Annotated in this window: 25 protein-coding genes; 16 read left to right on the plus strand and 9 right to left on the minus strand. The window is 37.8% G+C overall.

Annotated features, from left to right (window positions below; genetic code table 11):
• Positions 1–11: 11 nt before the first annotated feature.
• Together mscM and PR809_RS10375 are read left to right on the plus strand one after the other, a co-directional pair.
• Positions 12–3353 carry a miniconductance mechanosensitive channel MscM gene (gene mscM / locus PR809_RS10370; RefSeq protein WP_102139904.1) on the plus strand — a complete coding sequence of 1114 codons (3342 nt, stop codon included), beginning with the start codon at positions 12–14 and terminating at the stop codon, positions 3351–3353.
• Between the two features lie 8 nt (positions 3354–3361).
• The gene (locus PR809_RS10375) at positions 3362–3700 is read left to right on the plus strand and encodes a hypothetical protein (protein ID WP_206276174.1); all 339 of its coding nucleotides are present in this window, start codon (positions 3362–3364) and stop codon (positions 3698–3700) included.
• A 3-nt stretch (positions 3701–3703) separates the two neighbouring features.
• Here PR809_RS10375 and PR809_RS10380 read toward each other — a convergent pair whose 3' ends face one another.
• The 5 genes from PR809_RS10380 to pldA all read right to left on the minus strand — a co-directional run bounded on the left by PR809_RS10380 (position 3704) and on the right by pldA (position 9436).
• Positions 3704–4507: an SEL1-like repeat protein gene (locus PR809_RS10380; protein ID WP_102139902.1), complete on the minus strand. Its 804-nt coding sequence runs from the start codon at positions 4505–4507 to the stop codon at positions 3704–3706.
• Positions 4508–4763: 256 nt separating this feature from the next.
• On the minus strand, positions 4764–5576 hold the full coding sequence (gene yigL, locus PR809_RS10385; protein WP_206276175.1) for a sugar/pyridoxal phosphate phosphatase YigL: 813 nt from the start codon (positions 5574–5576) through the stop codon (positions 4764–4766).
• Positions 5577–5589: 13 nt separating this feature from the next.
• Positions 5590–6585, minus strand: coding sequence for a lysophospholipase L2 (gene pldB, locus PR809_RS10390; protein WP_206276176.1), 996 nt, complete (start codon positions 6583–6585; stop codon positions 5590–5592).
• A gap of 20 nt (positions 6586–6605) precedes the next feature.
• On the minus strand, positions 6606–8432 hold the full coding sequence (gene recQ / locus PR809_RS10395; protein WP_206276177.1) for an ATP-dependent DNA helicase RecQ: 1827 nt from the start codon (positions 8430–8432) through the stop codon (positions 6606–6608).
• Between the two features lie 110 nt (positions 8433–8542).
• Entirely contained in the window at positions 8543–9436 is an 894-nt protein-coding gene (gene pldA / locus PR809_RS10400; RefSeq protein WP_166263963.1) for a phospholipase A, read from the minus strand.
• 155 nt (positions 9437–9591) lie between these two features.
• On the opposite strand from pldA, the gene PR809_RS10405 reads away from it, so the two are divergent.
• On the plus strand, positions 9592–10062 hold the full coding sequence (locus PR809_RS10405; RefSeq protein WP_102139896.1) for a thioesterase family protein: 471 nt from the start codon (positions 9592–9594) through the stop codon (positions 10060–10062).
• A gap of 323 nt (positions 10063–10385) precedes the next feature.
• Here PR809_RS10405 and PR809_RS10410 read toward each other — a convergent pair whose 3' ends face one another.
• Both PR809_RS10410 and PR809_RS10415 read right to left on the minus strand, forming a co-directional pair.
• Positions 10386–11357: a phage integrase gene (locus PR809_RS10410; RefSeq protein WP_147675426.1), complete on the minus strand. Its 972-nt coding sequence runs from the start codon at positions 11355–11357 to the stop codon at positions 10386–10388.
• 79 nt (positions 11358–11436) lie between these two features.
• A complete protein-coding gene (locus tag PR809_RS10415) occupies positions 11437–11739 on the minus strand; it encodes a helix-turn-helix transcriptional regulator (RefSeq protein WP_147675427.1) in 303 nt (100 codons plus the stop codon).
• Between the two features lie 100 nt (positions 11740–11839).
• Here PR809_RS10415 and PR809_RS10420 point away from each other — a divergent pair, with 100 nt between their 5' ends.
• The 11 genes from PR809_RS10420 to PR809_RS10470 all read left to right on the plus strand — a co-directional run bounded on the left by PR809_RS10420 (position 11840) and on the right by PR809_RS10470 (position 20636).
• Positions 11840–12121, plus strand: a complete 282-nt coding sequence (locus PR809_RS10420; RefSeq protein ID WP_230083700.1) for a DNA-binding protein — start codon at positions 11840–11842, stop codon at positions 12119–12121.
• Between the two features lie 27 nt (positions 12122–12148).
• The gene (locus PR809_RS10425) at positions 12149–12346 is read left to right on the plus strand and encodes a host cell division inhibitor Icd-like protein (protein ID WP_147675428.1); all 198 of its coding nucleotides are present in this window, start codon (positions 12149–12151) and stop codon (positions 12344–12346) included.
• A gap of 12 nt (positions 12347–12358) precedes the next feature.
• Positions 12359–12586 carry a hypothetical protein gene (locus PR809_RS10430; RefSeq protein ID WP_147675429.1) on the plus strand — a complete coding sequence of 76 codons (228 nt, stop codon included), beginning with the start codon at positions 12359–12361 and terminating at the stop codon, positions 12584–12586.
• Between the two features lie 10 nt (positions 12587–12596).
• Entirely contained in the window at positions 12597–12890 is a 294-nt protein-coding gene (locus PR809_RS10435) for a hypothetical protein (RefSeq protein WP_147675430.1), read from the plus strand.
• A gap of 12 nt (positions 12891–12902) precedes the next feature.
• Positions 12903–13133, plus strand: coding sequence for a hypothetical protein (locus tag PR809_RS10440; protein ID WP_051420211.1), 231 nt, complete (start codon positions 12903–12905; stop codon positions 13131–13133).
• A 72-nt stretch (positions 13134–13205) separates the two neighbouring features.
• Complete coding sequence (locus tag PR809_RS10445; RefSeq protein WP_147675431.1) at positions 13206–15866, plus strand: toprim domain-containing protein; 2661 nt, start codon at positions 13206–13208, stop codon at positions 15864–15866.
• 670 nt (positions 15867–16536) lie between these two features.
• Complete coding sequence (locus tag PR809_RS10450; protein WP_147675432.1) at positions 16537–17580, plus strand: nucleoid-associated protein; 1044 nt, start codon at positions 16537–16539, stop codon at positions 17578–17580.
• Complete coding sequence (locus PR809_RS10455) at positions 17573–19162, plus strand: hypothetical protein (RefSeq protein ID WP_147675433.1); 1590 nt, start codon at positions 17573–17575, stop codon at positions 19160–19162. Before PR809_RS10450 ends, PR809_RS10455 begins: the two co-directional genes overlap by 8 nt.
• A 168-nt stretch (positions 19163–19330) precedes the next feature.
• Positions 19331–20041, plus strand: a complete 711-nt coding sequence (locus tag PR809_RS10460) for a hypothetical protein (RefSeq protein WP_147675434.1) — start codon at positions 19331–19333, stop codon at positions 20039–20041.
• Positions 20042–20104: 63 nt separating this feature from the next.
• A complete protein-coding gene (locus PR809_RS10465) occupies positions 20105–20383 on the plus strand; it encodes an ogr/Delta-like zinc finger family protein (RefSeq protein ID WP_261984763.1) in 279 nt (92 codons plus the stop codon).
• A gap of 67 nt (positions 20384–20450) precedes the next feature.
• A complete protein-coding gene (locus tag PR809_RS10470; protein ID WP_272524522.1) occupies positions 20451–20636 on the plus strand; it encodes a hypothetical protein in 186 nt (61 codons plus the stop codon).
• A gap of 108 nt (positions 20637–20744) precedes the next feature.
• Here PR809_RS10470 and PR809_RS10475 read toward each other — a convergent pair whose 3' ends face one another.
• Together PR809_RS10475 and PR809_RS10480 are read right to left on the minus strand one after the other, a co-directional pair.
• Positions 20745–20870 (minus strand): hypothetical protein, encoded by a 126-nt coding sequence (locus PR809_RS10475; protein ID WP_261984863.1) that lies wholly within the window; start codon positions 20868–20870, stop codon positions 20745–20747.
• Positions 20871–21251: 381 nt separating this feature from the next.
• Complete coding sequence (locus PR809_RS10480) at positions 21252–21884, minus strand: DUF3164 family protein (protein ID WP_036976295.1); 633 nt, start codon at positions 21882–21884, stop codon at positions 21252–21254.
• A gap of 311 nt (positions 21885–22195) precedes the next feature.
• On the opposite strand from PR809_RS10480, the gene rarD reads away from it, so the two are divergent.
• Positions 22196–23101, plus strand: coding sequence for an EamA family transporter RarD (gene rarD, locus PR809_RS10485; protein WP_272524523.1), 906 nt, complete (start codon positions 22196–22198; stop codon positions 23099–23101).
• A 753-nt stretch (positions 23102–23854) separates the two neighbouring features.
• Positions 23855–25207, plus strand: coding sequence for an APC family permease (locus tag PR809_RS10490; protein WP_102139894.1), 1353 nt, complete (start codon positions 23855–23857; stop codon positions 25205–25207).
• The last annotated feature ends 73 nt before the right edge of the window (positions 25208–25280 follow it).

Genomic DNA, 25280 nt, shown 5'->3' on the forward strand with positions numbered 1-25280 from the left:
AGCTCCTCACTGTGCGTGTGATTATCAGTTTTTTTCTTAGCCTGTTAATCGTTTTCTCTTCCGTTGCAGCGCCGACTGCAGCGCAGGACGAAGCACAGATTAAGCAGGAGCTCAAACAACTCGAGTCAAGCACCAATCCTAAAGATGCAGAGATAGCGCAAGCATTGCAAGGTGCGCTAAATTGGATGAGTGAGACACGCGATTCCGATGCAAAAGCCAAGTCTTATCAAGAAGCAATTGATAACTTTCCTAGAATTATCAAAGAAATAAGACAAAAAATTCTCAATGAAAGTGATGAGCCCGCCCCTATACCGGTTGGTATCAGCTTAGGTGAACTTGAACAACGCATTATTCAGCTTAGCAGCCAATTACTTGATCAAAGCCGCTTAACTCAACAAGAGCAAGATAAAGGCCGCGAAATCAGTGAATCACTCAGTATTCTGCCACAACAACTTTCTGAAGCCAGACGTTTACTCACTGATGCCTCCTCGCGTTTTCAGTCTCTGAGTACACCATCAACGCCATTAGCCGATGCCCAATATACGTTGGCTCAAGCCGAAGTAAGCGCTCGCAAATCAACAGTTAATGAACTAGAGATGGCGCAGCTTTCGGCGAATAACCGCCAAGAAATCTCACGCCTTACGTTGGAATTATACAAAAAACGCTATCAACGTATGGAACTTGAGTTGCAAAACCTGCGTGATTTCCAAAATACCCAACGCCAACAAAAAGCAATTTTAGCGTTAGAACATACAGAAATGTTGGCTGCGCAAGGTGAGCTGACCCCATTTTTAACTGAGCAGCTTGATATTAATCGCAAAATGTCTCAGGAATTAACCGCTCAAGCACAGCGTATGAGCGCAATTACCAATAGCCAAGCCGAAATATCAACGAGTATCCGTGATGCTCGCCAAGCACTCACAACTATTCGCGAGCAAGCTCAGTGGATAAGCAGCTCAAGTACATTAGGGGAAGCACTCCGAACACAGCTTTCTCGTTTACCGGATATTCCAAAAAGCCAGCAACTTGATCGTGAAATGGCTGATTTACGTGTTCAACGCTTAAATTATGAAGATAGCCTCGATAGACTAAGTAAAATAGATACAACCGAGCAAGAAACGGCTAATGAGCTCAATACGGCTCAAGTGCAAGTTTATCAGTCATTGATTAAAACTCGTCGTGAGCTGCTAACCTCTTTAATTTCGGGTCTCGATGCCGAAATGTTAGAGCTGACGAAACTCAATGTCGCTACAGGGCAATTGACCGATGCATTGAAAGAGGTCAAAGACGCTTCAAACCGTTATCTTTTCTGGGTTGCAGATGTTCCACCAATCAGCATCAGCTACCCGGTCATGTTAGTAACTGATATTACTCAATTACTCTCACTGGATACTTTATCTCAACTGGCTGGCGCACTGCGTATTATGGTAACGACCCAAGATACCTTTTTGTATCTTCTCGGTTCAATAGCCTTAGTCATTTTCAGTATCAGTACTCGCAAGCACTACCAAGCATTTCTTGACCGTTCCAGTTTACGTATTGGTAAGGTGACACAAGACCGGTTTTACTTAACCATTCGTACTATTTTCTGGTCAATTATTGTCGCACTTCCTCTCCCTATGATGTGGTCCGCCATCGGTTATGGCTTACAAAGTGCCTGGCAGTTCCCGATGGCCGCTGCCATTGGCTATGGCGTTAGCGCCACGACACCGTTGCTGTGGCTATTTATGATCAGCGAAACGTTCTCTCGCCCTACAGGGTTGTTTATTTCTCACTTCGGTTGGGATAGAGACTCTGTTAAACGTGCGATGCGCTATTACCGAATGGCTATTTTTGTCATCGTCCCATTAGTCATGGCAATTATTACTTTTGAACATTATAGCGACAGAGAATTTGCAGCCAGTATTGGCCGTTTCTGTTTTATCTTTTTATGTGTCGCACTTAGCTTAATTACCAATAACTTACGTCGCTCACAGATCCCTCTCTATTTAGATAGACATGGGTCCGGTGAAAATATTGTTAATAAAGCATTGTGGTGGATGATATTACTCGCACCTATTGTTGCTGGGTTTTTCTCCATTTTAGGTTATTTTTCAACCTCACAAGCCTTACTAGCGCGCTTAGAAACCTCTGTCGCCATTTGGTTTGTCATTCTTATCGTTTATCATACAATTCGCCGTTGGATGTCGATGCAGCGCCGTAAATTAGCCTTTGAGCGGGCAAAACAGCGTCGTGCTGAGATATTAGCGCAACGTGCTAAAGGTGAGGACGATAACCAGCAAGCAAACGCTAGTAGTGAAGGGAATATTGATATCGAAGAGCAGGTTATCGACTTAGATGCCATCAGTACCCAATCCGTTGGGTTAGTTCGTTCGATTTTAACTATGATTGCCTTGGTTTCATTGATTTGGCTGTGGTCCGAGCTACATACCGCATTCTCTTTCCTTGAAAATATTCGCTTATGGGATGTAACATCAACGGTTAATGGCGTTGATACCGTACAAGCTATCACCATGGGCTCTATTTTCATTGCCATTTTGACTATTATCGTTACCGCCCAATTAGTTCGTAACTTACCCGCTTTACTTGAGCTGGCCGTACTCCAACATTTGGATTTAACACCCGGTACCGGCTACGCCATCAGTACATTAACAAAATATACGATTACTATTATCGGAACCATTGTTGGCTTCTCTATGTTAGGGATTGAGTGGTCAAAACTACAATGGCTTGTTGCGGCAATGGGGGTCGGGCTTGGTTTCGGTTTACAAGAAATTTTCGCCAATATTATCTCAGGGTTGATGATCTTATTTGAAAAACCGATCCGAATTGGAGATACCGTAACTATCCGTAACTTAACGGGGAGTATTACCAAGATCAACACCCGTGCCACGACGCTGACAGACTGGGACAGAAAAGAAATTATTGTGCCAAATAAGGCGTTTATTACTGAACAGTTTATTAACTGGTCACTTTCTGACACGATCACTCGTATTGTAATGACCATTCCTGCCCCTTCTGACGCCAATAGTGAACTGGTAACAGATACCATTTTACGGGCAGCTAAACGCTCTACCATGATCTTAGATAACCCTGCACCAGAGGTTTATCTAGTTGATTTACAACAAGGTATTCAAATTTTCGAATTACGGGTCTATGCTGCTGAGATGGGCCACCGGTTACCTGCGCGCCATGAAATTCACCAAAACATCTTAGTTTCCTTTGCTGAACAAGGGATTACCTTGCCATTCCCACCATTCCAAGCAAGGGTGGATGTCCGTGATAATTCGCTACAAAGTGCGACAAACAATCTTTCAGGACGTAATCCAAGTCGTAAATCAGGGGAACTGTAAGCCGTATTATGCCATTAAAATCAGATGATAAAGATGAGTTAGTGATGTTAAAGATCGCCCAACTTGAACGTGTTGGGTCGATTTTATTCTTTTTAATTCCATTAATTATCTTATTAATTGTTGGGAAAGCTTTTGCATTTAATACACTGTACCTCTGGCAAGTATATTGTGCAGTTTATATCGTTGGGTTTCGTGTACTTTGTGGCAAGCTATCATCGCAACAGCAACAGCTAGCTATTCGTCGAGGCTGGGGAAACAACCGTTTTTATCGGCTTTCTTGGTGCTATCTTGTACTGTCTGTTGTCATACTAGTGGGATACAAAATCGTATCCCACACATCCGCTTAATCATTAGCTGGCTTTAAAACCGTACGATTTAATATAATCTTCTGCTAACTTTTGTGCTTGCTGTAATTCTTCAGGGCTTAACTGAGCCGCTATCTTATTTTGTAGACGATGACTTTCTGCGTTGCCACTGAACACTGCAGTTGCAAGCCATGCGTAGGCTTGCTGCAAGTTTTTCTTCACGCCGCGCCCTTCAGAGTACATGACGCCTAAGCGGTCTTGAGACTTCGCATCTTTTTGTTTTGCGGCTTTTCTAAACCAAAACACCGCCTTTTCATCATCTAAATCAACGCCACTGCCAATCGAGTACATTTGGCCTATTTGGAATTGAGCAAGTATATTTCCGCCTTGCGCTGCTTTTCTAAACCAAAATGCCGCTTTTTCTAAATTTTGAGTGACACCTAGGCCTTGCGCATACATCATCGCCATATTGGTTTCAGCTCGGGTATCACCTTGTTCTGCGGCTTGCTCATACCATAGCATCGCTTTGTCATAATCACGACGTACACCAAAACCATTTACAAACATAGTGCCAAGACGGAATTGCGCATCTGAATTCCCTTGGTTTCCTGCCTTGATAAACCACTCAGCCGCTGCTTTAGAGTCTTGAGAAACACCTAACCCTTTAAAATAACGTTCACCTAGCTGGAATTGGGCTTTAGGATCACCTTTTTGTGCTAACTGCGTAATTTGTTCAATCGAGGGTTCTTGTGCTGCTGTTGCCGGTGCTGGCACAGGGGTAGGTTTAGCGGTTAAAACGGAACTATAACAAATCGAGCCCAACAACAATACTAACGCAATTCTTTTCATCCTAAGGAACCCTCAACAGTGCAATATGCAAACTGTGAAAACAGTGCTATCCATTAATATCGACCTAAACACTCATCCCCCTAGTTTAAATTTACTTTTTGTCAGAAAAAATAGGAAAAATGGCCTAAATTTCACAAAAAGCACGTTTCGCTGCATTTTCGCTATGGGAACTTACGTTTTTCATCTAATTGAGATAATAAAAAACCAGATAAACATATTGCCTATCTGGTTTCTCTATTTCAAATAACAAAATAAATTATGCGTTATTAAGGTATTTATTTCTCAGATAACGAGCAACAGCATCATCACTATTCGAACCAATGACTTCCATGTGCGGTAACGCATCTTTTAGCAATTGATGAGCATTTTGCATGATGCAGCCTTTTCCAGCCATCGTCAGCATTTCTTTGTCATTCATGCCATCGCCAAAAGCAATACTATCACTCGGGGTATAGCCATGTAGTGCCGCAACTTGCTTCAGAGCCTCACCTTTAGAAACAGCACCAGCCATAACTTCTAAGCAGCTACGCAGTGAAAACGTGACATTCACTTTATCTTGCCAACGTGCTTGAATGCGCTGCTGTAAATCCACCAGCAAGTCATGGTCTTCACTAGTATAGTAAACCTTGCAGACCTCAGAAGTGACAAAGTCATGGCGATCAAATAACTGATAGTTAAATACCGATTCTTTAAAAAATTCTTTTTGTTCAGGGCTTTCACGGTTGATAAACCAATCATCACCATGGTAGTAGTTAGTGATAAGTTCAGGGTTATCAAATTCCATCAAACACAACTCGTGAGCAATTTGAGGATCAACATTGTGCTCAAAAATTAAATCACCGCGAGTATTATGGATCCGGGCGCCGTTAGATGTGATCATATACGCGTCGATGCCTAAACCATCACGGATTTGAGCAACATCCACATGGTGACGACCTGTTGCAAACACAAAATGCACATCTTGCGAAGTCACTAGCTGTTTCAAGGTGTCTTTTGTATAAGACGTTAAGTCATGATTGGGAGATAACAGTGTCCCATCTAAATCGGAAGCAACTACAGGATATTTCATATTCAAACCCTAACTAATACTGCTCAAAAAAATCACAGATAGCATTGAGCGCCATCGCTCTTAATGCATCCACTTCAAATAGGATTTCATGGTGTGCCCCTTCAATAATGAGAGGTAATTTTTCTTCTCGTCCTATTTGCGCTTTTTGCCTGTTTTGACAAAAAGCTTGTAGCTCTTTATTGCTGACCACTTTTTCTTCACTGGCTTCCAGCACCATCAGTGGTACATCAATTTCTCCCGCTTTCGCAATTAGCTCATCGCCAATCACAAAACTTTCACGTAGCCAATGGTAAGTTGGCCCACCTAAGCGCAATTCGGGATAATCGGCATAATAGCGTAAGTAACGCCGATAACGCTCCGGGCTGTGTGTTAATACGTTGATTAAATAAGGTAACGGCTGCCATTTCCCCGTAGAAGCCGCATAGTCATTACGGACACTTTCGCGAGATTCGGCTCTATCAACAATAAAGCTCGCCATCCAACGAGGCATCGGTAGATTAATTCCAATCATCGGTGCACATAAGGTTGCTGCATCAAATGTGACGTTATCTCGCAATAAATACCCTGCTAAGATAGCGCTCCCCATTGAGTGAGCTAACGCGTAACATTTTGGATAATGCCGATATTTAACTTCAAGCTCAATGAACTTTTCAAAATCATCAATGTAATCAGTGAACTTTTCAACATGGCCTTTTTGAGGATCCGCTAACATTCGCCCTGATCGGCCTTGGCCACGATGATCAATAATAAAAACATCATAGCCTAAATGATAAAAATCATAAGCCACTTCCGGGTACTTTACATAGCTTTCACTGCGCCCTGGTGAAATGACAATTGCTTTGTGATGCTTGGGATGAATAAAACGGACATAGTGAATGGGAATATCATCAACACCTATAAATTGAGATTCTTCACGGTGTTGCCAGAAATCTAAAAGTGGGCCATTTGTAAAAGCAGAAAATTGAGTTTCTCGATTCAGCCAACTCTCTTTTAGGTATTCAGGCGTCATCCAACAGCTTCCTTATTTATTCATTCATAACCTTCAAGATGGTCTTGGATAAGTGCCATAAATGCCTCCCCAAAACGTTCGAGTTTGCGTTCGCCAACACCATTAATTAACAATAATTCAGCTGGTGAAGTCGGAGTATGCTCAGCCATTTCAATCAATGTTGCATCATTAAACACCACAAATGGCGGAATATTTTCTTCATCTGCAATGGATTTACGCAGTTTACGCAGTTTCGCAAAAAGCTTTTTATCATAATTGCCATGATAAATTTTGTTTTGTTGATTACGGCTTTTTACCACTAAAACACGCGGAACGGCGAGTTTCAGTGTCGCTTCACCCCGTAATATAGGCCTTGCAGCCTCAGTTAATTGAAGCGCTGAAAAATGCGTAATATTCTGGGTGATCATTCCCAAATGGATCAGTTGACGGATCACGCTGACCCAGTGTTCATTCGTTTGCTCTTTGCCAATACCGTAAACAGGCAATTTATCATGACCTAATTCGCGGATACGCTGATTATTCGCACCACGCAATACCTCTACAATATAGCCGATACCAAAGCGCTGACCAACACGATAAATGCAAGACAGCGCTTTTTGCGCATCCACTAACCCATCGTACTGTTTTGGTGGATCTAAGCAAATATCACAGTTACCACAAGGTTGCTGACGATTTTCACCAAAATAATTAAGTAGCACCAAACGACGGCAGGTTTGCGCTTCTGCAAAAGCCGCGATAGCATTCAGCTTATGTCGTTCAATATCTTGCTGCATACCCGCTGGTTTTTCTTCAAGACAACGACGTAACCATGCCATATCTGCTGGGTCATAAAATAAAATGGCTTCGGCTTCAACACCGTCGCGCCCTGCTCGCCCTGTTTCTTGATAATACGCTTCGATATTACGCGGAATATCGAAATGAGCGATAAAGCGAACGTTTGATTTGTTAATTCCCATTCCAAAAGCGACTGTCGCCACAACAACTTGTAAGTTATCTTTTAGAAATGCGTCTTGTACCCATTCACGTTGTGCAGCGTCTAACCCTGCATGGTAAGCTGCGACACTTAAGCCGCGTTTTTGTAAGCGCTCTGTCGTTTCTTCAACCTTATTGCGACTATTACAATAAACAATACCCGCTTTACCTTTTTGGCCTTTAATAAAAAACCAAAGTTGGTCTAACGGCTTATATTTTTCGACTAAGGTATAACGAATATTTGGCCTATCAAAGCTACTCACATGGACGAGTGGCTCATGTAGCTCTAATAAACGAATAATATCTGCACGAGTGGTTTCATCCGCAGTCGCGGTTAGCGCCATCACGGGTACATTGGGCAATGATTGCCGTAATTGGCCTAGTGCGCGATATTCAGGGCGAAAATCATGTCCCCATTGGGAAATACAGTGGGCTTCATCCACCGCTAGCAAGGTGATATTCCATCCTGCTAATTGGCTTAGAAAATAGTCAGTTAACAACCTTTCAGGGGCAACATACAGTAGTTTTATTTCCCCTTGGCTGCACATTTCCATGATTTGGCGCTGCTCTTGTGACGTTTGCGATGAATTTAAACACGCAGCATTAACCCCATGTAACCGCAATTGGTCAACTTGGTCTTTCATTAATGATATTAATGGCGAAACGACCAGTGTGACGCCCTCTTTAACTAAAGCAGGAACTTGATAGCAAAGGGATTTCCCGCCCCCAGTTGGCATTAACACTAAGCAATCACGGTTATCCAGGATAGCCCCAATGACGGCATCTTGCCCAGGGCGAAATGACTGATAACCAAATGTACTATTGAGCACATTTTCAGCCAATGAAAGTTGGTTAATGACGCAAGCAGTGGACACAAACTTCCTCAATCGATAAAACAAGTCGCTGCCCAATTGAGCAGCGAATTTGTTGATTTATGACTTGGTATACAACTCAGAACTGAATAGAGAACTGAGTTTTTCTTCCATTACAACATATCGTTTAGCATAACACCGATACCAAAACGTGTTTGGCGATAATTGTAGTCTATCATCGACTCGCCATATCCGCTAAACAACTGGGTATAAAAACGCACATGTTTACTAATTGGATAGCTCCACCCCAACTCGGCGCCACCATAACCCGTATTCCAGTTATAACGCCCAGTTGTAGTAAATACGCTGTCTCCCAATGCATACCCTACTTTTAAGCGATAGTAGCCCATATATTTGGTAATATCGGAATTATCATCTCGCCCTTCACTTTCATGAATGCGGTACCAAGGTTTAAGGTCAACTTGCCAGTTACCATTTTGCGCCATCGCTCTCGCATATACTCGGTTCCAGCTGCGAGAGGTTGGTTCTGAACGCCCATTTGACTCGTGGTTAAAGCCCGTTTCAAACTCACGTAACGTCCAACCCGCAAATTGGTAATCGGTTAGCCAGCCAACAAACACTTGAGGCTCATAGTTGGTTTCTCTAAATGGTGAAGACTCTTTTTTATTACTTAACTGCCACCAAGAACGTTGAGTATAAGAAACGGCTAAAATAGAGTCATCACCAGCAATACCCGCCCATAAAGGAAAAGCTAAACTTAATTGAAATTTAACTTCATCCTTTAACGCATCATCACCCCAATTGTAGCTAGAAATCGCATTTTTATTCATCGATGAAGTATAGGTATAAATGATGTAATTCGATTCATACGGGTACAATACAAATGGGTTATCGTGGTGCTGTAGTAACCCTGAAATGATGCTACCACGAATTGGTAGGGTATTTTTTACATCGTCAACAGGCTGAATATCTGTATTTTCGGCTGCAAACAGTGAAGCAGACCAAAAGCTGAGCACTGCACTTAACAAAATCGGTAAAGCGCGCATTAGTCATTCCTATTTTCAACATCGTCCAAAAAAAGTTTGTCCTATTTTACACACAAAACTAAATAACTGTTGAAAGATTATTCATTCGTTTGTTAGAGACATCATTTACACATAATGTTAACTTATTATTTACATATTTTTAAAGGATGAAAACGATGAATGACCGTACTTATACTTTAGAAGAAGCCAGTGAGTTAATGAGCCATGCTTTTATTTATAAAATGCCATTTAACCAGCTACTTGGTATTAAATTAATGAGTCTAAATGATGATTTTGTTCAGCTTAGCATTGAGAATCGTCAGCAATTAATTGGTAATTTCACTCAAAACATCCTACATGGCGGTGTGATCGCTTCGATTTTAGATGTTGCAGGGGGCATGGTGTGCATTAACCGTATTTTGCAGCGAATTAACCCATTAACCCATACTGAGATTGTCGACAAAATGTCCCGTATGGGGACAATTGACCTACGAGTTGATTATTTACGCCCCGGTCGAGGCCAACTTTTTACCGCCAGTGCCAGCTTATTAAGAGACGGTAATAAAATAGCCGTTACCCGCTGTGAGCTTCATAATGAAAATAATCAACATATTGCGACAGCAACGGCAACTTATCTAGTTGGGTAGAAATAGAATATAAATAATTAGTCACCTGCTAAACTAATAACTTGTAAAAAAACCTGAGCAATGTCACATTAGTGGTATCAAAAATCGAGCCGCTTAAGTCGGCTCGGTCTCTCTGTATAAGTTTCTTTTAGTCTTTAATTCAATTTCAGAGCCAACAATGAGCCAGCAAAATACTACCAAAGGCGTATTATGTGTCTTAATCGTTTTTTGAAAATCATGCATTTACATTAATTTCAATTAGTTACATACCTTATACTACCCTAAACTACCTTAATCTATTCACCCAATGTGGTCACTTTGTGGATCAACGATACAGATTTGATTCACATACCAGATAAAGGATTTAATCTAATAGCATCTAAAAGATAATCAGGTGCAAGATGTGCATATTTCATCGTTTGTTGAATACTGGAATGTCCTAATAATTTTTGTAAGGTAAGAATATTCCCACCATTCATCATAAAATGGCTTGCAAATGTATGCCTTAATACATGTAAGGCTTGACCTTTCGGTAAGTGAGGAGCGACTTTTTGCAACGTATTTCTAACATTGTCATAACTGACCTTATCAAATAGCAATCCATCACTAACATTATGTAATTCAGACTCAAGCTCTCTCGCTATTGGAACGGTTCTATTTTTGCCGTTTTTGCTGTTAACAAAAGTCACTTTTCCATGCACAACCTGACTACGAGTTAAGTTCAGAACTTCTCCCCATCTAGCTCCTGTACTCAAACACAATTTAACCGCCAACAACTCCAGCCCTTTTAAGCTCTCAATCAAAAGATAACAGTGTTCTTTGGTTAAATAGCCCATTTCATGTTCAAATGTTTTTAAGGCTGTAATTTCTTTGATTGGATTTGATTGGTTAAAATGACCAGAATCAATTAATGATATAAACATGCCGCTTAATGCTGATAACTCTCTATTAATTGTTTTTGGCTTTATGCCTTTTTCAATTCTGGTGATCCTATAATCTGAAATTGAAAGGGCATCTAACTTGTTAATTGATGGGTAGCCCATATCCCTATTAATTCTTTTTAATTTCAATAAGGCGGAGTGACCCGATTTCATTAATTGTCCGTGGTACTTCCACCATAAATCGATTAAAGCTGATAGCTCCCTCCTGTCTGCTGGTTGGCTTATCCACTCTTTATTATGATATCGAGCAAGTATCCATTTTTCATATTGGATTGCTTCGGACTTAATGGGGAATTTCTTTCTAAATCGTTTCCCTTTGACACCATTAGGTCGAATATCCACCAAGTAGCCATCTTTAACTGACTTAATACTCATAGAAAAAAACTCCTACCACCACATAAGCCACCATTTCCCCATCTAATACTAATTTGATGTTTTATCATCGTTTTTTTAATCATTTGCCAGCATTCGATACCTTCAATAAGTTCTGGGTTCTCTCTTGCCCATCAGGGGAGAGAGATGGCGCTATTTGTCCATTAACTTCGCTTGTTTCGCCAGTCATTAACCACAACGTATATTTTTTAAAGTCCTTTGTGTTTAAAACTTGATCTATTATGTTCAGTCCAACATTTCGTTTACCATTCTCATAATTCCTTATCGAACCAATGTTAATCCCAGTCAATTCAGCGAAAGCAACCTGAGTTAATCCTTCTGCTACCCTAATTTGTCTTAATTTTTTCTCGTATTCACTTGACATCATGGTCTCCTGACTATTAAAGTTAACACATGGTCAATTGACCATGATTAATCATAAGATAGCTTAAAACTGCGTTAAGCTGCGTTTATTAGGATGGTACATGATGAGTGATTCCAAGAAAAGAAAACAGATAAAGCCAAATGTGATCTGTGTTCCTGTTGTGATGCCGCCAGATTATCCCTATGGCGATAAAGTTTCCGAGCCAATATCCGCATATGCAGAGCGTATTGGAGCTAAAAAAGCAACAATTAGGACACAGTGTGATAATGGAGTTTTACCAATTATTCAGCGTAGAAAAGGCGCTAAACGAGAAATAAATTTATATGCCCTATATTTACGGGCTAAATATAAAGCAGAACAATTTATTAAAGATAATGAATAATTAAAAATATTGTATTAAGGATAAGATATGAATCATACTCATTATCAATATTCTCGTTCAAAAAAGAACATGCCTTTATTTAAATGGTTATTCCTTGCATATGAAAGAGCAGATATAAAAAGTAAACCACAAAAAATAATTATACTGGCTCACTCATATAAAGAAGCAAAACAAATTATTTCTCAAAACTATATTAGCTCATGGGCGGGAAAAATCCCTATTTAAAGAAGTGCGCTTATGCTGAATTTATTCTATGTCGAAATGACAGCCAATTATCAGGGAAATAAACATAATGACTCATTTAAGTTAATCATTGAGTCTTATTCAAAAAATAGCGCTGCTGCAAAAGCAATTAGTTATCTCTATCAGCAAGGTTTTCATAATGTAGAGGTGGCGCAGTGCCAAATTGCAACCAGTGAAAATATAAAATCTTATTTTGAACATTTAAATATCACTCTCCATTAAGGTGGTAAATATGATATTTCCAAAATTAGGCGAGGTATATCAAAGTAAAAAAACAAAACATTGTTTCTATTCTTTGGGTTATAAACGCAATGATAAAAAACATGCTCAATCTCAATATGACGCATGTTTGATTTGTGTAGAGCGTCATATTTACTCGGAGATCCCCCTGAGCTGGTTTAATGCTATCTATGAAAAAATCCAAGAAGCTGAACCACTGCCCGAATTAGAGGTGATTACATTTTATCGTCAACAGCTTTTGCTCGACGATTCATATAATGCGCCAGACTATAGCTATTATTTATAAAAGGTCATATTTATGAAAAAGCCACATATTAGCATTGAAGCCTTTCACAAATTAAATAGAAGTAAATTATTAGCCCATAGTATTTATTTAGATTTGAAAACAAGACCTCTTGATGGAATGCATAACTTATATATTCCTACGCTATTTTGTTATTTAAATGAAGATATTTGCGATGTACTTGAAGAGTTAAAATCATTAGGCCTCTGTGATGAATGGTTAAAACAGAAAACAACGAAAAAATAATTAATCATGACTCACTGTTTGATCAAATAAAAAGCGCCCTGAGAGAAAGGGCGCTTAAGGAGCTTATAACTAATGAACAATATCAATTCAGAATTAATTATAAACAAATTAATCCATGATTTCCAGTTTAAAAGTCAAAATGGTTATTTACGCCAAGGCTTATGTCCCAATTGTAAAAAGAAAGAACTATTTACCTCAATTGAAAAACCATTTGTATTACGTTGTGGTCGAGAAAATAAATGTGGTACAGAATTAATCGTTAAAGAACTTTACCCTGAATTCTATGATAACTGGTCAACTTATTATCCTAAAACCAATACTACACCGTATGCGGCGGCTGATGCCTATTTAAAACAGGCAAGAGGCTTAGATATTGTTTCACTTAAGGGGCTCTATACCGAAGAGAGTTATCATGCTAACGGTCTAGGTGCGGCAACGGTACGCTTTACTCTGCCTAACGGAGCACAATGGGAACGCATTATTGACCAGCCAAGCCGATTTGACCGTAAAGCGAATTTTATCGGAGCATACAAAGGGCATTGGTGGGCGTTACCTTCACAGGATTTAACCGCAGCAAATGAAATCTGGTTAACCGAAGGTATTTTTGATGCGCTCAGTCTCGCTCAGAATGGGCTGGTCGCGGTTTCTCTTATGAGTTGCCACAATTACCCTGATGTTGCCTTAAAAACGCTTAAAGAGGAGCTGGGCGATAAAAAAATGCCTGTTTTGGTCTGGGCGTTGGATAATGGTCCTGCTGGCGAACGAGGTATGAAAAAATTTGTTGAGCGCAGCCGCAATGAAGGATGGGGAGCCACTGCCGCAAAAACAGCAAATAAGCCTTCAAATCTTGATTGGAATGACCTACACTTGCAAGGAAAGTTAACGTCTAAAGATATTAATCAATATCGCTATTATGGCGATTTGTTATTAGCCCAAAGTGCCTCCGATAAAGCATTGCTCATGTTTCAGCGCACTGAGCGGCATGAATTCGATTTTGAGCATGATAACCGCTTATACTGGTTTAAACTGGATGTTGAGCGCCACATGAAAGCCGTTGACCGTATTCAAATGTCAGATCCACATCTGACTGAGATTGACGCACGGAAAAAAGCCTTACAAGAATCGGGAGCCGTTGCTGAGATTGCAAATTGTTACCCAACCCCACTCTATTTCCAAAAAGCAGAAGAAACCGATGAATCATGGTATTACATGAAAATTGATTTTCCTCGGCACTTACAACCCGTAAAAGCCACATTTACCGCAGGTCAGCTCACTAGTGCATCTGAATTTAAAAAACGGCTATTACATGTGGCAAAAGGTGCTGTCTATACCGGTAATACAAATCAACTAGACCGATTTTGCAAACACGCCTTACCAGAGATTAAAGAAGTCAAAACCCAAAATTATATTGGCTATAACAAAGAGTTCGGCGTGTATATTTTTAATAACGTCGCCGTACAAAATGGCAAAGTATACACCTTGAACGTCGAGGATTATTTTTCCTTAGATAAGCTCGACATCAAAACGATTAGCAGTAGCCCTAATCTTGATTTTAATATCGAGTTTGACGACTTTACACCTGATTGGCTCAATGATTTGTGGTGCGCGTTTGGTGTTAAAGGATATGCCGCGTTGGCGTTCTGGCTCGGCTCATTGTTTGCAGAGCAAATCCGAAAAGCCCATAAAAGCTATCCCTTTTTAGAAATTGTGGGCGAGCCAGGCTCTGGGAAAAGTACGTTATTAGAGTTCTTATGGCGCTTGAGTGGGCGGGCGGATTATGAAGGGTTCGACCCCTCAAAATCAACATTGGCAGGGCGTTCCCGAAATTTCTCACAAATTAGTAATTTGCCAGTTTGCCTGATTGAAAGTGACCGCAATCAAGATAATGCAAAATTACGATCATTTGACTGGGAGGAACTTAAATCGATTTATAATGGACGTGCAACCCGCTCCACAGGAATAAAAACTAATAATAATGAAACATATGAGCCTTTATTTAAAGGTAGCATTATCATTGCTCAAAATGCCGATATCGACGCCTCACGCGCCGTATTAGAGCGGATTATTCACCTTTACACTGACAAAGCTGAACAGAACAGTGAAACCCGATTAGCCGCTATCGCACTAGAACGTTATCCAATAGAGAAAATTTCGGGTTTTATCCCTTTGGCCACCATGAAAGAAAATGAAATTTTAACGCAATATGGCCAATCTCTTGATGCAATACAGAAGCAGCTATTTGAAGATCCCGATATTAGCCATGAACGGATTGCAAAAAACCATGCTCAACTCATTGCACTATTAGAAACATTGCACCATGTATTACCTGTTAATGCTGACCGAATCGTCCAGACGCGAGAATTTATTGTATCTTTGGCAAAAGAGCGAGTTCAAGCCTTAATGGTTGATAACCCTGCCGTAATTGAGTTTTGGGATATGTTTGATTATTTGGATGCTAACGAGTCATGCGGCGTCAACCACAGCAACGAAAAAGGCGTGTTTGCTGTTAACTTTAACCATTTAACCCAAGTCGCCAGCGAGCACCGCCAGAGTGTTAACTTAAATACGGATATCAAAAACTTATTAAAAACCGCTCGAGCACGTCGTTTTATTGGCGTAAAAACGGTTCGTAGTGCTGTAAACAGCCTATTCAATTCAACCCTTCCCAAAGGAAGTACACTAAAAAAGCCTGAGACACTGAAATGTTGGGTATTCGAATATAGCGACGAATAAAATCACTCTCGGTCATCATAATGGATTAAAACAGAGCCCTAAACCGCTCTGTTTTTTTATGTGTCAGTGGCAGCTACCACACCATTATAGCTGAACTAGGTATCCCGTCGTTTTCACCTTGCTTTATCTCGTAAAAACCAAATACAAATACCTAAATAAATGATAACAGAAAAGGTCATTATTTAGCCTATTGATAAACCATTCAGAATTTTAGGGGGGGGCTCGGAAAACGGTCACAATGGTCACAATTTTTTGAATGAAACTTAATGTATTGATATATATATCATTACTGACAATATAAAAGGTCACAAAAAAGTCACAACAGAGTCACATGTGTCTGTCACAGAACGTCACAAATATAAAATATAACCTATTGATTTATATGCCTGTTACCTTTTAGCACTTCATTTGTGACCGTTTGTGACCCTAAAAAAGTCACAAACACTTTGTTTAAAATCATAAGATTACAATATTTTTCTAAGGTTGTGACCATTGTGACCGTTTTCCGAGCCCCCCTCCCTATTCTTTCAAAATATAATGAAACTAAATTGTTTCAAAATATAATGAAACTAAATTGTTTCAAAAAATGTGACAGCTGCACTTATTTTTTTTGAGAAAGACAGTAATAATTAAAAAAATTTTATAAATTATAGTCAATGAGGTTTCCAGAATGGCACGTGTTCAGCTTTTAAAGAGTGCATTATTTAATGTATCAATAAAAGATAATTCAGTATTAGAACGCACAATAGAGCATAATGACGATTTTGTAAGATACTGTAAGAATGTATTACAAGAATTGGTTGATACAAAAAGAAACAAAAGCTATAAATTCAAAGATACTAATGAATTAGTTCCTCGCCATGTCGTTTCACTTATAGAAAATCAAGACGACTGGGAAGAGAGAACAAAAAATATTGCTGAAAAATTATTAAATGTTGAAATTGACGTTCAAGCAAGAATGGAACATCTCGACATAGAAATACAAAAAGGGGCTCTTTTAATTCTATTATTACTAATAGACAACGAAAAAAGATTCGCAATTCTTAAAATCGAGCATAATGGTTTCTTAGACGAAAATGATGTAAAGTTAAAACAAGGACTTCCTGAAAAAACACGACTTCAAAAAACCTGTTTAGCTTGTATTAATAGTAATAATAATGAAATTGAGCAGCTACTCATTTCTGATAGTGGAAAAGGCATCAGTGAGTATTGGTGGAACCGCTTTTTATCCACAGAAGAACTATCAAATTCAGAAAAAAACACTACAAATGCATTTATGTCTATTGATAATTTTTTGAGAAAAGAAATAAAGGATAAATCCCCAGCTGATTACTGGCTCATTCGTAATGATACAATTAGTTATTTTAGAAACAATGAAACCTTTGCCTTCAACGATTTTGTAGAAAAAATCAAATCACATAAATTTGAAAATGAAGAATTAGAAAATCAAAAAGATCAATTTATTGCAAAGCTTAATAAGCTACCAGAAGATAACCGAAAAGGATTTGACACTCAATTTGAATTATCTGCAAAAGTCCTTAAAGCAAGGATGAAAAAAACCATTATTCTCGATGAAAATTTCGAATTGAAAATCAATGGTGAAATCACTGATTTTTCTAACAAAATAAAGGCAGATATTGACTCAGTAGGTAAATATATTAAAATATACACTGATAAAGGCTATAAAGAATTCGGCGGGATTGAAGATGAATAATGTTAGTTTGCTTGAGAAAATCTCAAACTTCTTGTTACAAACAGAACTTGTTTCTGTTTGTGATGATTTTCATAAATGCCAAGCTAACTATAAGATTCAAAGCACCAATATGAACGATAATGGTGCTTCCCTATTTCAATCAATTACAGAAACTTGTAACAATTATAACCTTAATTTTGATATTAATTTCAATTTTGACGGATATGATCCGATATTAATTACGAATAAAACTTCATTAACAACACTGCACGATAATATTTATAACATAAAAAATAACTTTGATTTTTTAGACGCTGAACCTAACGAATTAGATAGTACTATCAGTATTGATATTACTATCTACAAAGATGAGGCAATTAGCAGAAGAAATACTACTCACATCTTTGATTGTGAATCATTTTTTTCTAACTTTAACAGTGGAAAAGAATTACAGTTTTTATTTAAACTAAAAGACTTTAATGTAAATGAAAAAATACAATTCATTTTATGGAACAGCGAAACCAGCTTTAATACATGTTCCTTGTATTTTATTTCGGCCTATAACCATATTAATTATTCTACTGAAAATATCGAGCGTCAGTTACTAATTAGCAAGAGAAATAAATCTTGTCATTTTACATTTGACTCAGAATTAAAATTCATACCTGATGATTTTAAATTATTGACCAACTGTCCGTATGAATCAATCAAGTTATTATTTGATAAGTTGCTCATTACTTTATCATTAATTTATCTAAGTGATTACAGTGATTTAAAAATTGAAAGCAACGAAGTTATTTTCAAATTAAAAGGTTATCGATTAATTAATAACACTATCTTAATTAACGAGATAACAAGTGAGTCACTACATATAATTTATGATATTTACTCATGGGTTTATACCGATGGTAACTTCATTGATAAATTAGGTTTAGCTAGAAATATAATTTCACTTTATACAAAAGAAAATGATATAACCAAACTTTCCGATGGCGTACTAAAGTCTATAGAGTCAGGCTATGATATTTATTTAAAAGAAAATGTAAAACAATATATTGAAATAAAAAATAAAATATCTGAGTTCTTAATATCCCAGTCTGACAAAGCATCAGATATCACAAAAAATATGTTTTCATCATTAAAATCAAGTTTTTGGAGTATCATAACATTCTTTCTTAGTATATTTCTCATCCGAATATTACTATCTAAATCTTATAGCGGAGCTATTACACTAGAAGTAGTTGTAGTAACATTATTTTTCGTAGCTTTTTCATTTGTTTATTTATACCTATCATTAAAAGAGGTAAATGAAGAAAAAGATAGATTACTAAATAGATACGATACAATCCGAGATAGATATAAAGATCTATTAAATGAAGATGATTTAAAAAATATTATTAATACAGAAGAGTTAAAGAGTAACGATAAGGATTATATTGATGGAAGAAAAAAAACCTATACAAAAACATGGATTACATTTAATATTCTCATGATCGTTATTGTTCTTATTTTATTTTTTTACATGAACTCTAATGACATTTTGTCAGATACCGTAGAAAAAATTTCAAAGTTTTATAATGTCACGCTATTTTATTTTGAATAACACATTATAGTTAGTTAGCTTTAAATAATTATAAGATTTAAAGCTAACTGTCATTTGCCAATATTCCTTCAGATGTTTAAATTGTATCATACATGATACAATTTAAACCTATATCTATTTTGTATGATCTACAACACAATTAAAAAAAATTCAAAAGTAGGGATCATTATGGATAAGGCAACGACACTACCTGATGTATTAAAAAAACAACTTCAGCCATTTCTCGAAAAGAAACTCGCGTATAACGAAGCAAAAAAAACCGTTGAACAAAAAGAGTCTGACATTCAATTGATTAAACAACGAAAAACTGAGTTAATTGAATCCACTCAGAAACATGATGAAACATGGCGCAAACTTTTTCATGAAAATAATGGCGTAATGACGGATGAAATGAAGCAACTGCGTACGGATAGTGCGTTGAGCAGAGAAACAATCACTGAGTTCGATAAGTTAATTAGCGTACATCAAGATGAATTGCAGCCACTTGAAAGCCAATTAGGGTTATGTGCGAGAGCACTTATTCATCAGCAAGGAAATTTAATTAACGCTTATTCCCGTTATTTGTTTGATAAATTCATGCTTACTCATGGTAAAGAATTAAATAGTCTCATGAAGCTTTGTTACTTATCATTCAAGGTTAACGAAAGCAGTAATGCAGGAAATAGCGGTGTTTATGAAGGCATTAATGATGCAAAAGTTAATTTTAATAACTTTATTCAAGATAAACTTATCAGTTATTGGCACAGCGATATAAGTCAATCAGAAATGAACTTTTTATCTAAAGAGATTAATTTTAGTGTTGGTAGCGAGGTTTATTTCGATAAGAATTTAAAATCGAACCTTTGGGAACAAAGAAAAAAACAACATTCCAACAAATAATCAAAAGTGGTATAATGAATTTAATTATCACTCAGTGATATTAACCAACCAAGAGTTAACACTATGGCAATGAAATGTCCTATTTGTGAAGAAATAGCACACACCCGTTCTAGTGAGTACCTTTCCTCTCAAACAAAGCGCAGTTACATGCAATGTAAAAATATTAACTGCTCTTGCACTTTTGCTGTATTAGAATCTATCGATTATATTATTTCTCGACCTACACAGGAAAAAGAAATAAAAACAGAGAAATCAATTCAAGACGTCAAGCCTAAAAACTTAGACCGATGTTTAAATAAATACGGTGATAATTTTCAGCATAAAGACCGACACGCACAATAAAAATGTTAAATAATGGCTAACTCAATAAACGTGTTGAGCTAGCCTTTTTTATATAAGGAAAATCACCATGTTATTTATTCTCGATATTCCCAAAAACTCGATTATTCGAATAAAAATCTTCTTTCAATGTTTAAAACTTATTTTTCGTTTATTGGGAACCCCCTGCTTTTTATTAATTCATGATGGAAAAAATATGTTGGATAGACAGCAAATGCAAAAAATCATTGATTTACTCTATACTGACAAGAAATAAATAGAAATTTGCATTATTTAAAATATGAATATCCGCATTAAAATAGCACAAAGCAATATCATAATTAATTTGATACATGGTACCCCCCCTAAACAGACCTTTTTTCACTCATTCACGCACCAATGCCACAGTAACAACACCGCCTGAAATGGTGGTTTTGCTGTTCACTTTTTCGCTTGCCTGATTTTGCAAGTTTCTGCATGAATTCGCATGAATAATTGCTGCTATTCTCACACAGAAAACCCCTGTAGTGGCACGCTTGAGCTAAACTCATGCAGGTGCATGAAAACCGACCTATTTAGTGGGCAGGCGTGGCGGGGCTACGATTGCGCGGCGAGGTGTTTAGTGTTAATTATCCGTCTGCAAAATCTCAGCGTCATAGGCGAGTTAAAATCAATTTTCTATAACTCAATAGCAATTATTTTTGCGTCTCGTAGGGTGGCGTACAGTGCGTTTAAATCATCGTTTAGCGTGGGTGAATTTTCGAGAATTCGTATTCATGAAGCGGTCTTGATATAATACAGTGGGGATTAATCATTATTAGGTCAATTAAATCTCTCTTCCGCTGACAAAAAAATGCCGCCATTCTAGGCGGCTCTTATGCTCTTCACGGGGTTAAGCCGCTGAGATATCTAAGGCTATCTGTTTATATTGGTCAGTGTCGCCAATGCGTTCATAGACTCGAATATAAGACTTACTCCCTATCACCTGCAACGCTTCACTGATTGCATTCATGGCTTTATTCCAACGTTCATCATCAATCTCTAATCGACGGAGCGCCAACACACGGGCAGGATTAATTTCCCCCTCTTTATCGGTTGAGAATGCTTGAGTGATAATCGCGTGTACTTCGGGTCTGGCTCCCTCTGTCCAATCCATTAGACAAGCATCAATGAGCTGTTTAGCTGCTTGAAAGCGTTCATCAAATGCAATACGGTCTTGCATTGCTCGCTGTATCTTAAAGCGTCCATCGTATGAATACAGGGTCACATTACCTTTAGAACCGCCAAGATTAGCGCCGTACTTTTCACTGGATAAATCAATAAACGCTTGAATGTCAGCAAAAGAACGTGATTTGAACTGTGTTAATTGGGTATTTAAAGCAATTGCCATTGAAGCTACTTCATTGACTAATTGGTCACGTTCTTTGTCAATCTCTTTTATCATCGACTCAGGTACTAAGCGCCCTTTGGCATCCATCCAATAACCATCTGGAATGCTCTTACCTTGTTCTTTTTTTACATTCATTTTTATTTACCTTAGTAAATTATCATTAGAATTAAAAATACACTGAATCAAGTAAAAAACAACACAAATTGAAATTTTAACTATAAATTTCAATTGGTTATAAATGAAGAATAAGGTGAAAACAAATAACTATTGTATTAGATATAGCCACAAGAACACAAAGTAAGGGAATAACAAGTATTTTGATTTAGTTAAAAGTATATTGATGTAACAAAAAGTTAGTTAGCATTAACTTTATATACTGCTTAACGCACTTATCATATAATTGACTTAATAAGACGTGGTCAAAATGTGGTAACGGAAAATAATAAATGCATAATAATCAAAATGATAAGTCTACATACAAAGGCGTATTATGTGCCTTAGGCGCCTATTTTATTTGGGGTGTCGCACCTATTTATTTTAAAAGCATCCAAGAAGTGCCCGCAGAAGAAATTCTGACTCATCGTATTATTTGGTCATTTTTCTTTATGATTTTATTATTAACCGTTTCAAGGCATTGGAGCTATGTCCGCCAAGTACTGAAGCAACCAAAGAAAATATTAGTTCTTGGTGTGACTGCAACGACGATTGCTTGTAACTGGTTAATTTATATTTGGTCAGTTAATAATGGTTATATGCTACAAGCTAGCTTAGGCTACTTTATCAACCCATTAGTTAACGTACTGTTTGGAATGTTATTTTTACAAGAACGTTTTCGTCGTATGCAGTGGATTGCTGTTGGTCTTGCATTAACGGGTGTCTTGATCCAGCTATGGCAATTTGGCTCAGTACCTGTGATAGGGCTAAGTTTGGCTGTTACATTTGCCACCTACGGCTTATTACGCAAAAAATTAGGTGTCGATGCACAAACAGGAATGACATTCGAAACACTTTGGCTTCTTCCTGTCGGTATAATCTTCTTATTATTTTTTGCAGATAGTCCAACTAGCGATATGGCAATGAATGATTGGCATTTGAATGCCCTGCTAATTGCCGCAGGGGTAATTACTACGGTGCCACTGTTACTCTTTACAGAAGCCGCTAACCATTTAAGACTTTCAACTCTAGGCTTTTTCCAATATATGGGGCCAAGTATTATGTTCTTACTTGCCGTCTTTGTGTACGGTGAAGTCATGACATCTGAATTGTTAGTCACTTTTGGGTTTATCTGGGTTGCATTAATTTTATTTACATTAGATGCTTTATATACTCAGCAAAAACTGAGAAGAAAATAACGGATAATGGTTTTCAGAAATTCAGATAGCCGATAAATAGCGCTAATATTAAATACCGACTCTCGTTTTATATTTTAAACGAAGTCGGTGTTTCATTATATGGAACTTAAATAGTTAAATTAATTAATGCAAACAGGCTATTTAATTAAATACTCAATTCCTCATCTACCTTGTACTAAATTAAGCTTAAATTAAATCTCTTTGTTCTTATCTATATATGTCATTGAAGATAAATAAATTTAGTCAAAATAATCAACAAGTTAAACAACAAAATTTCATCTTGATTTTCTATACATAATGGCTATCATTTAACTTATCTTAAATCCACTTCAATTAATAAACATATCCATCAAACAACCCTTTGAAATAAAAGTAGTTGTTTATTTTTTTCAATTAATGATTGCTTAATAGGAACTTGGTAATTATATTGTACGCCGCTTGTATTCACCCCAGCGGATGGTGATGGTCCGATTCATCACTGACGTTTCATTAAAGTGCGCACGATGACATTTCATTTGAAAAATGTCCTGGTGCGAGGTTTTCTGAAATTGAATGCAGACGGTTCTAAAATTTAATTTTATACAATCATGTAGCGTTAAGACTCTAAATAGTTCGAAAACATAACTAGGCGGCGAGCAAAGCCAACAACGTTGTAATTCGAAGTATGACGAGTACGGCTGCATTTTAGGTTCACTCGGCCTGAACATTCAGACAGAGTTGACGTTGTTAAAGGCTTTTGGGAAGGGCTTAAAAATGCAACAGAATACCGTTCAAATGAAACGCGTACTGACCGTGCCTGCGTTAGTTTTTTTCGGGCTGGCTTATATGGTGCCACTCGGAATTTTCACCACCTATGGACAAGTGACTGTATTAAGTGAAGGCCATCTGCCTATCGCTTATTTAATTACATTAGCTGCTGTCTTTTTCACTGCCATGAGCTATTGCCGCATGACAAGCGCACTTCCGCTTTCAGGATCTGCTTATTCATATGTGCAAAAAACCTTTGGCGGCACACTCGGTTTTTTAGTGGGTTGGGCACAACTGCTAGATTACCTCTTTCTACCTATTATTAACTACATTGCGATTGGGATCTTTGTTCACGAAGCGTTCCCCGATATCCCAATGTATGTGATTATTTGCAGCACAATTACAATTGTTAGCATTATGAATATTTTGGGAATTAAATTAGTTTCCTCAATGAATATGCTAATCATTTTAATGCAATTTATCTTTATTGCCGTGTTCCTATACTTGAGTTTCAAAACTTCATTTGTATTGGATACTGATGCTTTATTAGCACCGATTACGGTCATGTCAGAACAAGTATCTGGGTTATTTGCAGGTGCTGCGGTACTCTGTTTAGCCTTCCTTGGATTTGATGCGATCTCCACCATGGCAGAAGAAACCAAAGATGCGCGTAGTGCGTTACCCAAAGCTATCTTATACACCGTGTTTATCGCGGGTACCCTGTTTGTCGTCATCTCCTATGGTGCGCATCTGGTTTACCCAATGTGGCAGGATTTTATTCCTAATACCGATATTGCTAGCCTTGCGGTAATGAAACAAGTGGGTGGTGCGATGATGGCATCTAGCTTTATCACCGCTTATGTTATTGGTGTATTTGCCTCAGCAATGACCTCACAAGCCAGTATTGTGCGTATTTTCTATGCGATGGGCCGTGAAGGCGTGTTACCACGTTCGCTGTTTGCCTATTTGCATCCAAAACTCAACACACCGATTTACTCGATTATTTTTGTTGCGCTAGCGTCATTACTTTCATTGGTGCTTTCACTCAGCATGGTCGCCTCAATGATCAGTTTCGGTGCCTTAATTGCGTTTACTTTTGTGAATTTATCGGTCATTAAACATTTTTATATTGACCGTAAAGCACCGCTGGATAATACAAAAATTATCACTTGCCTGATTATGCCTTCTATTGGTGTTATCCTAACATTATGGTTATGGACAAGCCTTGATAGCGAAGCCTTTAAAGTGGGTTTATGGTGGTTAGCTGCAGGTGCAATTTACTTAGCACTTCTGACCCATGGTTTTACTCGTCGTCCACCTGCAATCTCTGACGATGAAACTGAAATGATTATTAACTAAGCATTTCAAGTCTTATAAATGATTACGGGGGAGCACTTGCCTTCCCCGTTGTTTTTTTAGCGCTGGTGCCACC

The organism is Providencia sp. PROV201, from assembly GCF_028479545.1.
Taxonomy (GTDB): domain Bacteria; phylum Pseudomonadota; class Gammaproteobacteria; order Enterobacterales; family Enterobacteriaceae; genus Providencia; species Providencia huaxiensis.

Coding starts and splice junctions, on each gene's coding strand:
- PR809_RS10450 (WP_147675432.1), top strand. CDS start 16,537: ATGGCACGTGTTCAGCTTTTAAAGAGTGCATTATTTAATGTATCAATA.
- PR809_RS10440 (WP_051420211.1), top strand. CDS start 12,903: ATGAAAAAGCCACATATTAGCATTGAAGCCTTTCACAAATTAAATAGA.
- PR809_RS10435 (WP_147675430.1), top strand. CDS start 12,597: ATGATATTTCCAAAATTAGGCGAGGTATATCAAAGTAAAAAAACAAAA.
- PR809_RS10445 (WP_147675431.1), top strand. CDS start 13,206: ATGAACAATATCAATTCAGAATTAATTATAAACAAATTAATCCATGAT.
- rarD (WP_272524523.1), top strand. CDS start 22,196: ATGCATAATAATCAAAATGATAAGTCTACATACAAAGGCGTATTATGT.
- pldA (WP_166263963.1), bottom strand. CDS start 9,436: ATGCGCGCTTTACCGATTTTGTTAAGTGCAGTGCTCAGCTTTTGGTCT.
- PR809_RS10460 (WP_147675434.1), top strand. CDS start 19,331: ATGGATAAGGCAACGACACTACCTGATGTATTAAAAAAACAACTTCAG.
- pldB (WP_206276176.1), bottom strand. CDS start 6,585: ATGACGCCTGAATACCTAAAAGAGAGTTGGCTGAATCGAGAAACTCAA.
- PR809_RS10465 (WP_261984763.1), top strand. CDS start 20,105: ATGGCAATGAAATGTCCTATTTGTGAAGAAATAGCACACACCCGTTCT.
- PR809_RS10420 (WP_230083700.1), top strand. CDS start 11,840: ATGATGAGTGATTCCAAGAAAAGAAAACAGATAAAGCCAAATGTGATC.
- PR809_RS10490 (WP_102139894.1), top strand. CDS start 23,855: ATGCAACAGAATACCGTTCAAATGAAACGCGTACTGACCGTGCCTGCG.
- PR809_RS10405 (WP_102139896.1), top strand. CDS start 9,592: ATGAATGACCGTACTTATACTTTAGAAGAAGCCAGTGAGTTAATGAGC.
- PR809_RS10415 (WP_147675427.1), bottom strand. CDS start 11,739: ATGTCAAGTGAATACGAGAAAAAATTAAGACAAATTAGGGTAGCAGAA.
- PR809_RS10430 (WP_147675429.1), top strand. CDS start 12,359: ATGCTGAATTTATTCTATGTCGAAATGACAGCCAATTATCAGGGAAAT.
- PR809_RS10480 (WP_036976295.1), bottom strand. CDS start 21,884: ATGAATGTAAAAAAAGAACAAGGTAAGAGCATTCCAGATGGTTATTGG.
- PR809_RS10455 (WP_147675433.1), top strand. CDS start 17,573: ATGAATAATGTTAGTTTGCTTGAGAAAATCTCAAACTTCTTGTTACAA.
- yigL (WP_206276175.1), bottom strand. CDS start 5,576: ATGAAATATCCTGTAGTTGCTTCCGATTTAGATGGGACACTGTTATCT.
- PR809_RS10375 (WP_206276174.1), top strand. CDS start 3,362: ATGCCATTAAAATCAGATGATAAAGATGAGTTAGTGATGTTAAAGATC.
- PR809_RS10470 (WP_272524522.1), top strand. CDS start 20,451: ATGTTATTTATTCTCGATATTCCCAAAAACTCGATTATTCGAATAAAA.
- PR809_RS10410 (WP_147675426.1), bottom strand. CDS start 11,357: ATGAGTATTAAGTCAGTTAAAGATGGCTACTTGGTGGATATTCGACCT.
- PR809_RS10425 (WP_147675428.1), top strand. CDS start 12,149: ATGAATCATACTCATTATCAATATTCTCGTTCAAAAAAGAACATGCCT.
- PR809_RS10380 (WP_102139902.1), bottom strand. CDS start 4,507: ATGAAAAGAATTGCGTTAGTATTGTTGTTGGGCTCGATTTGTTATAGT.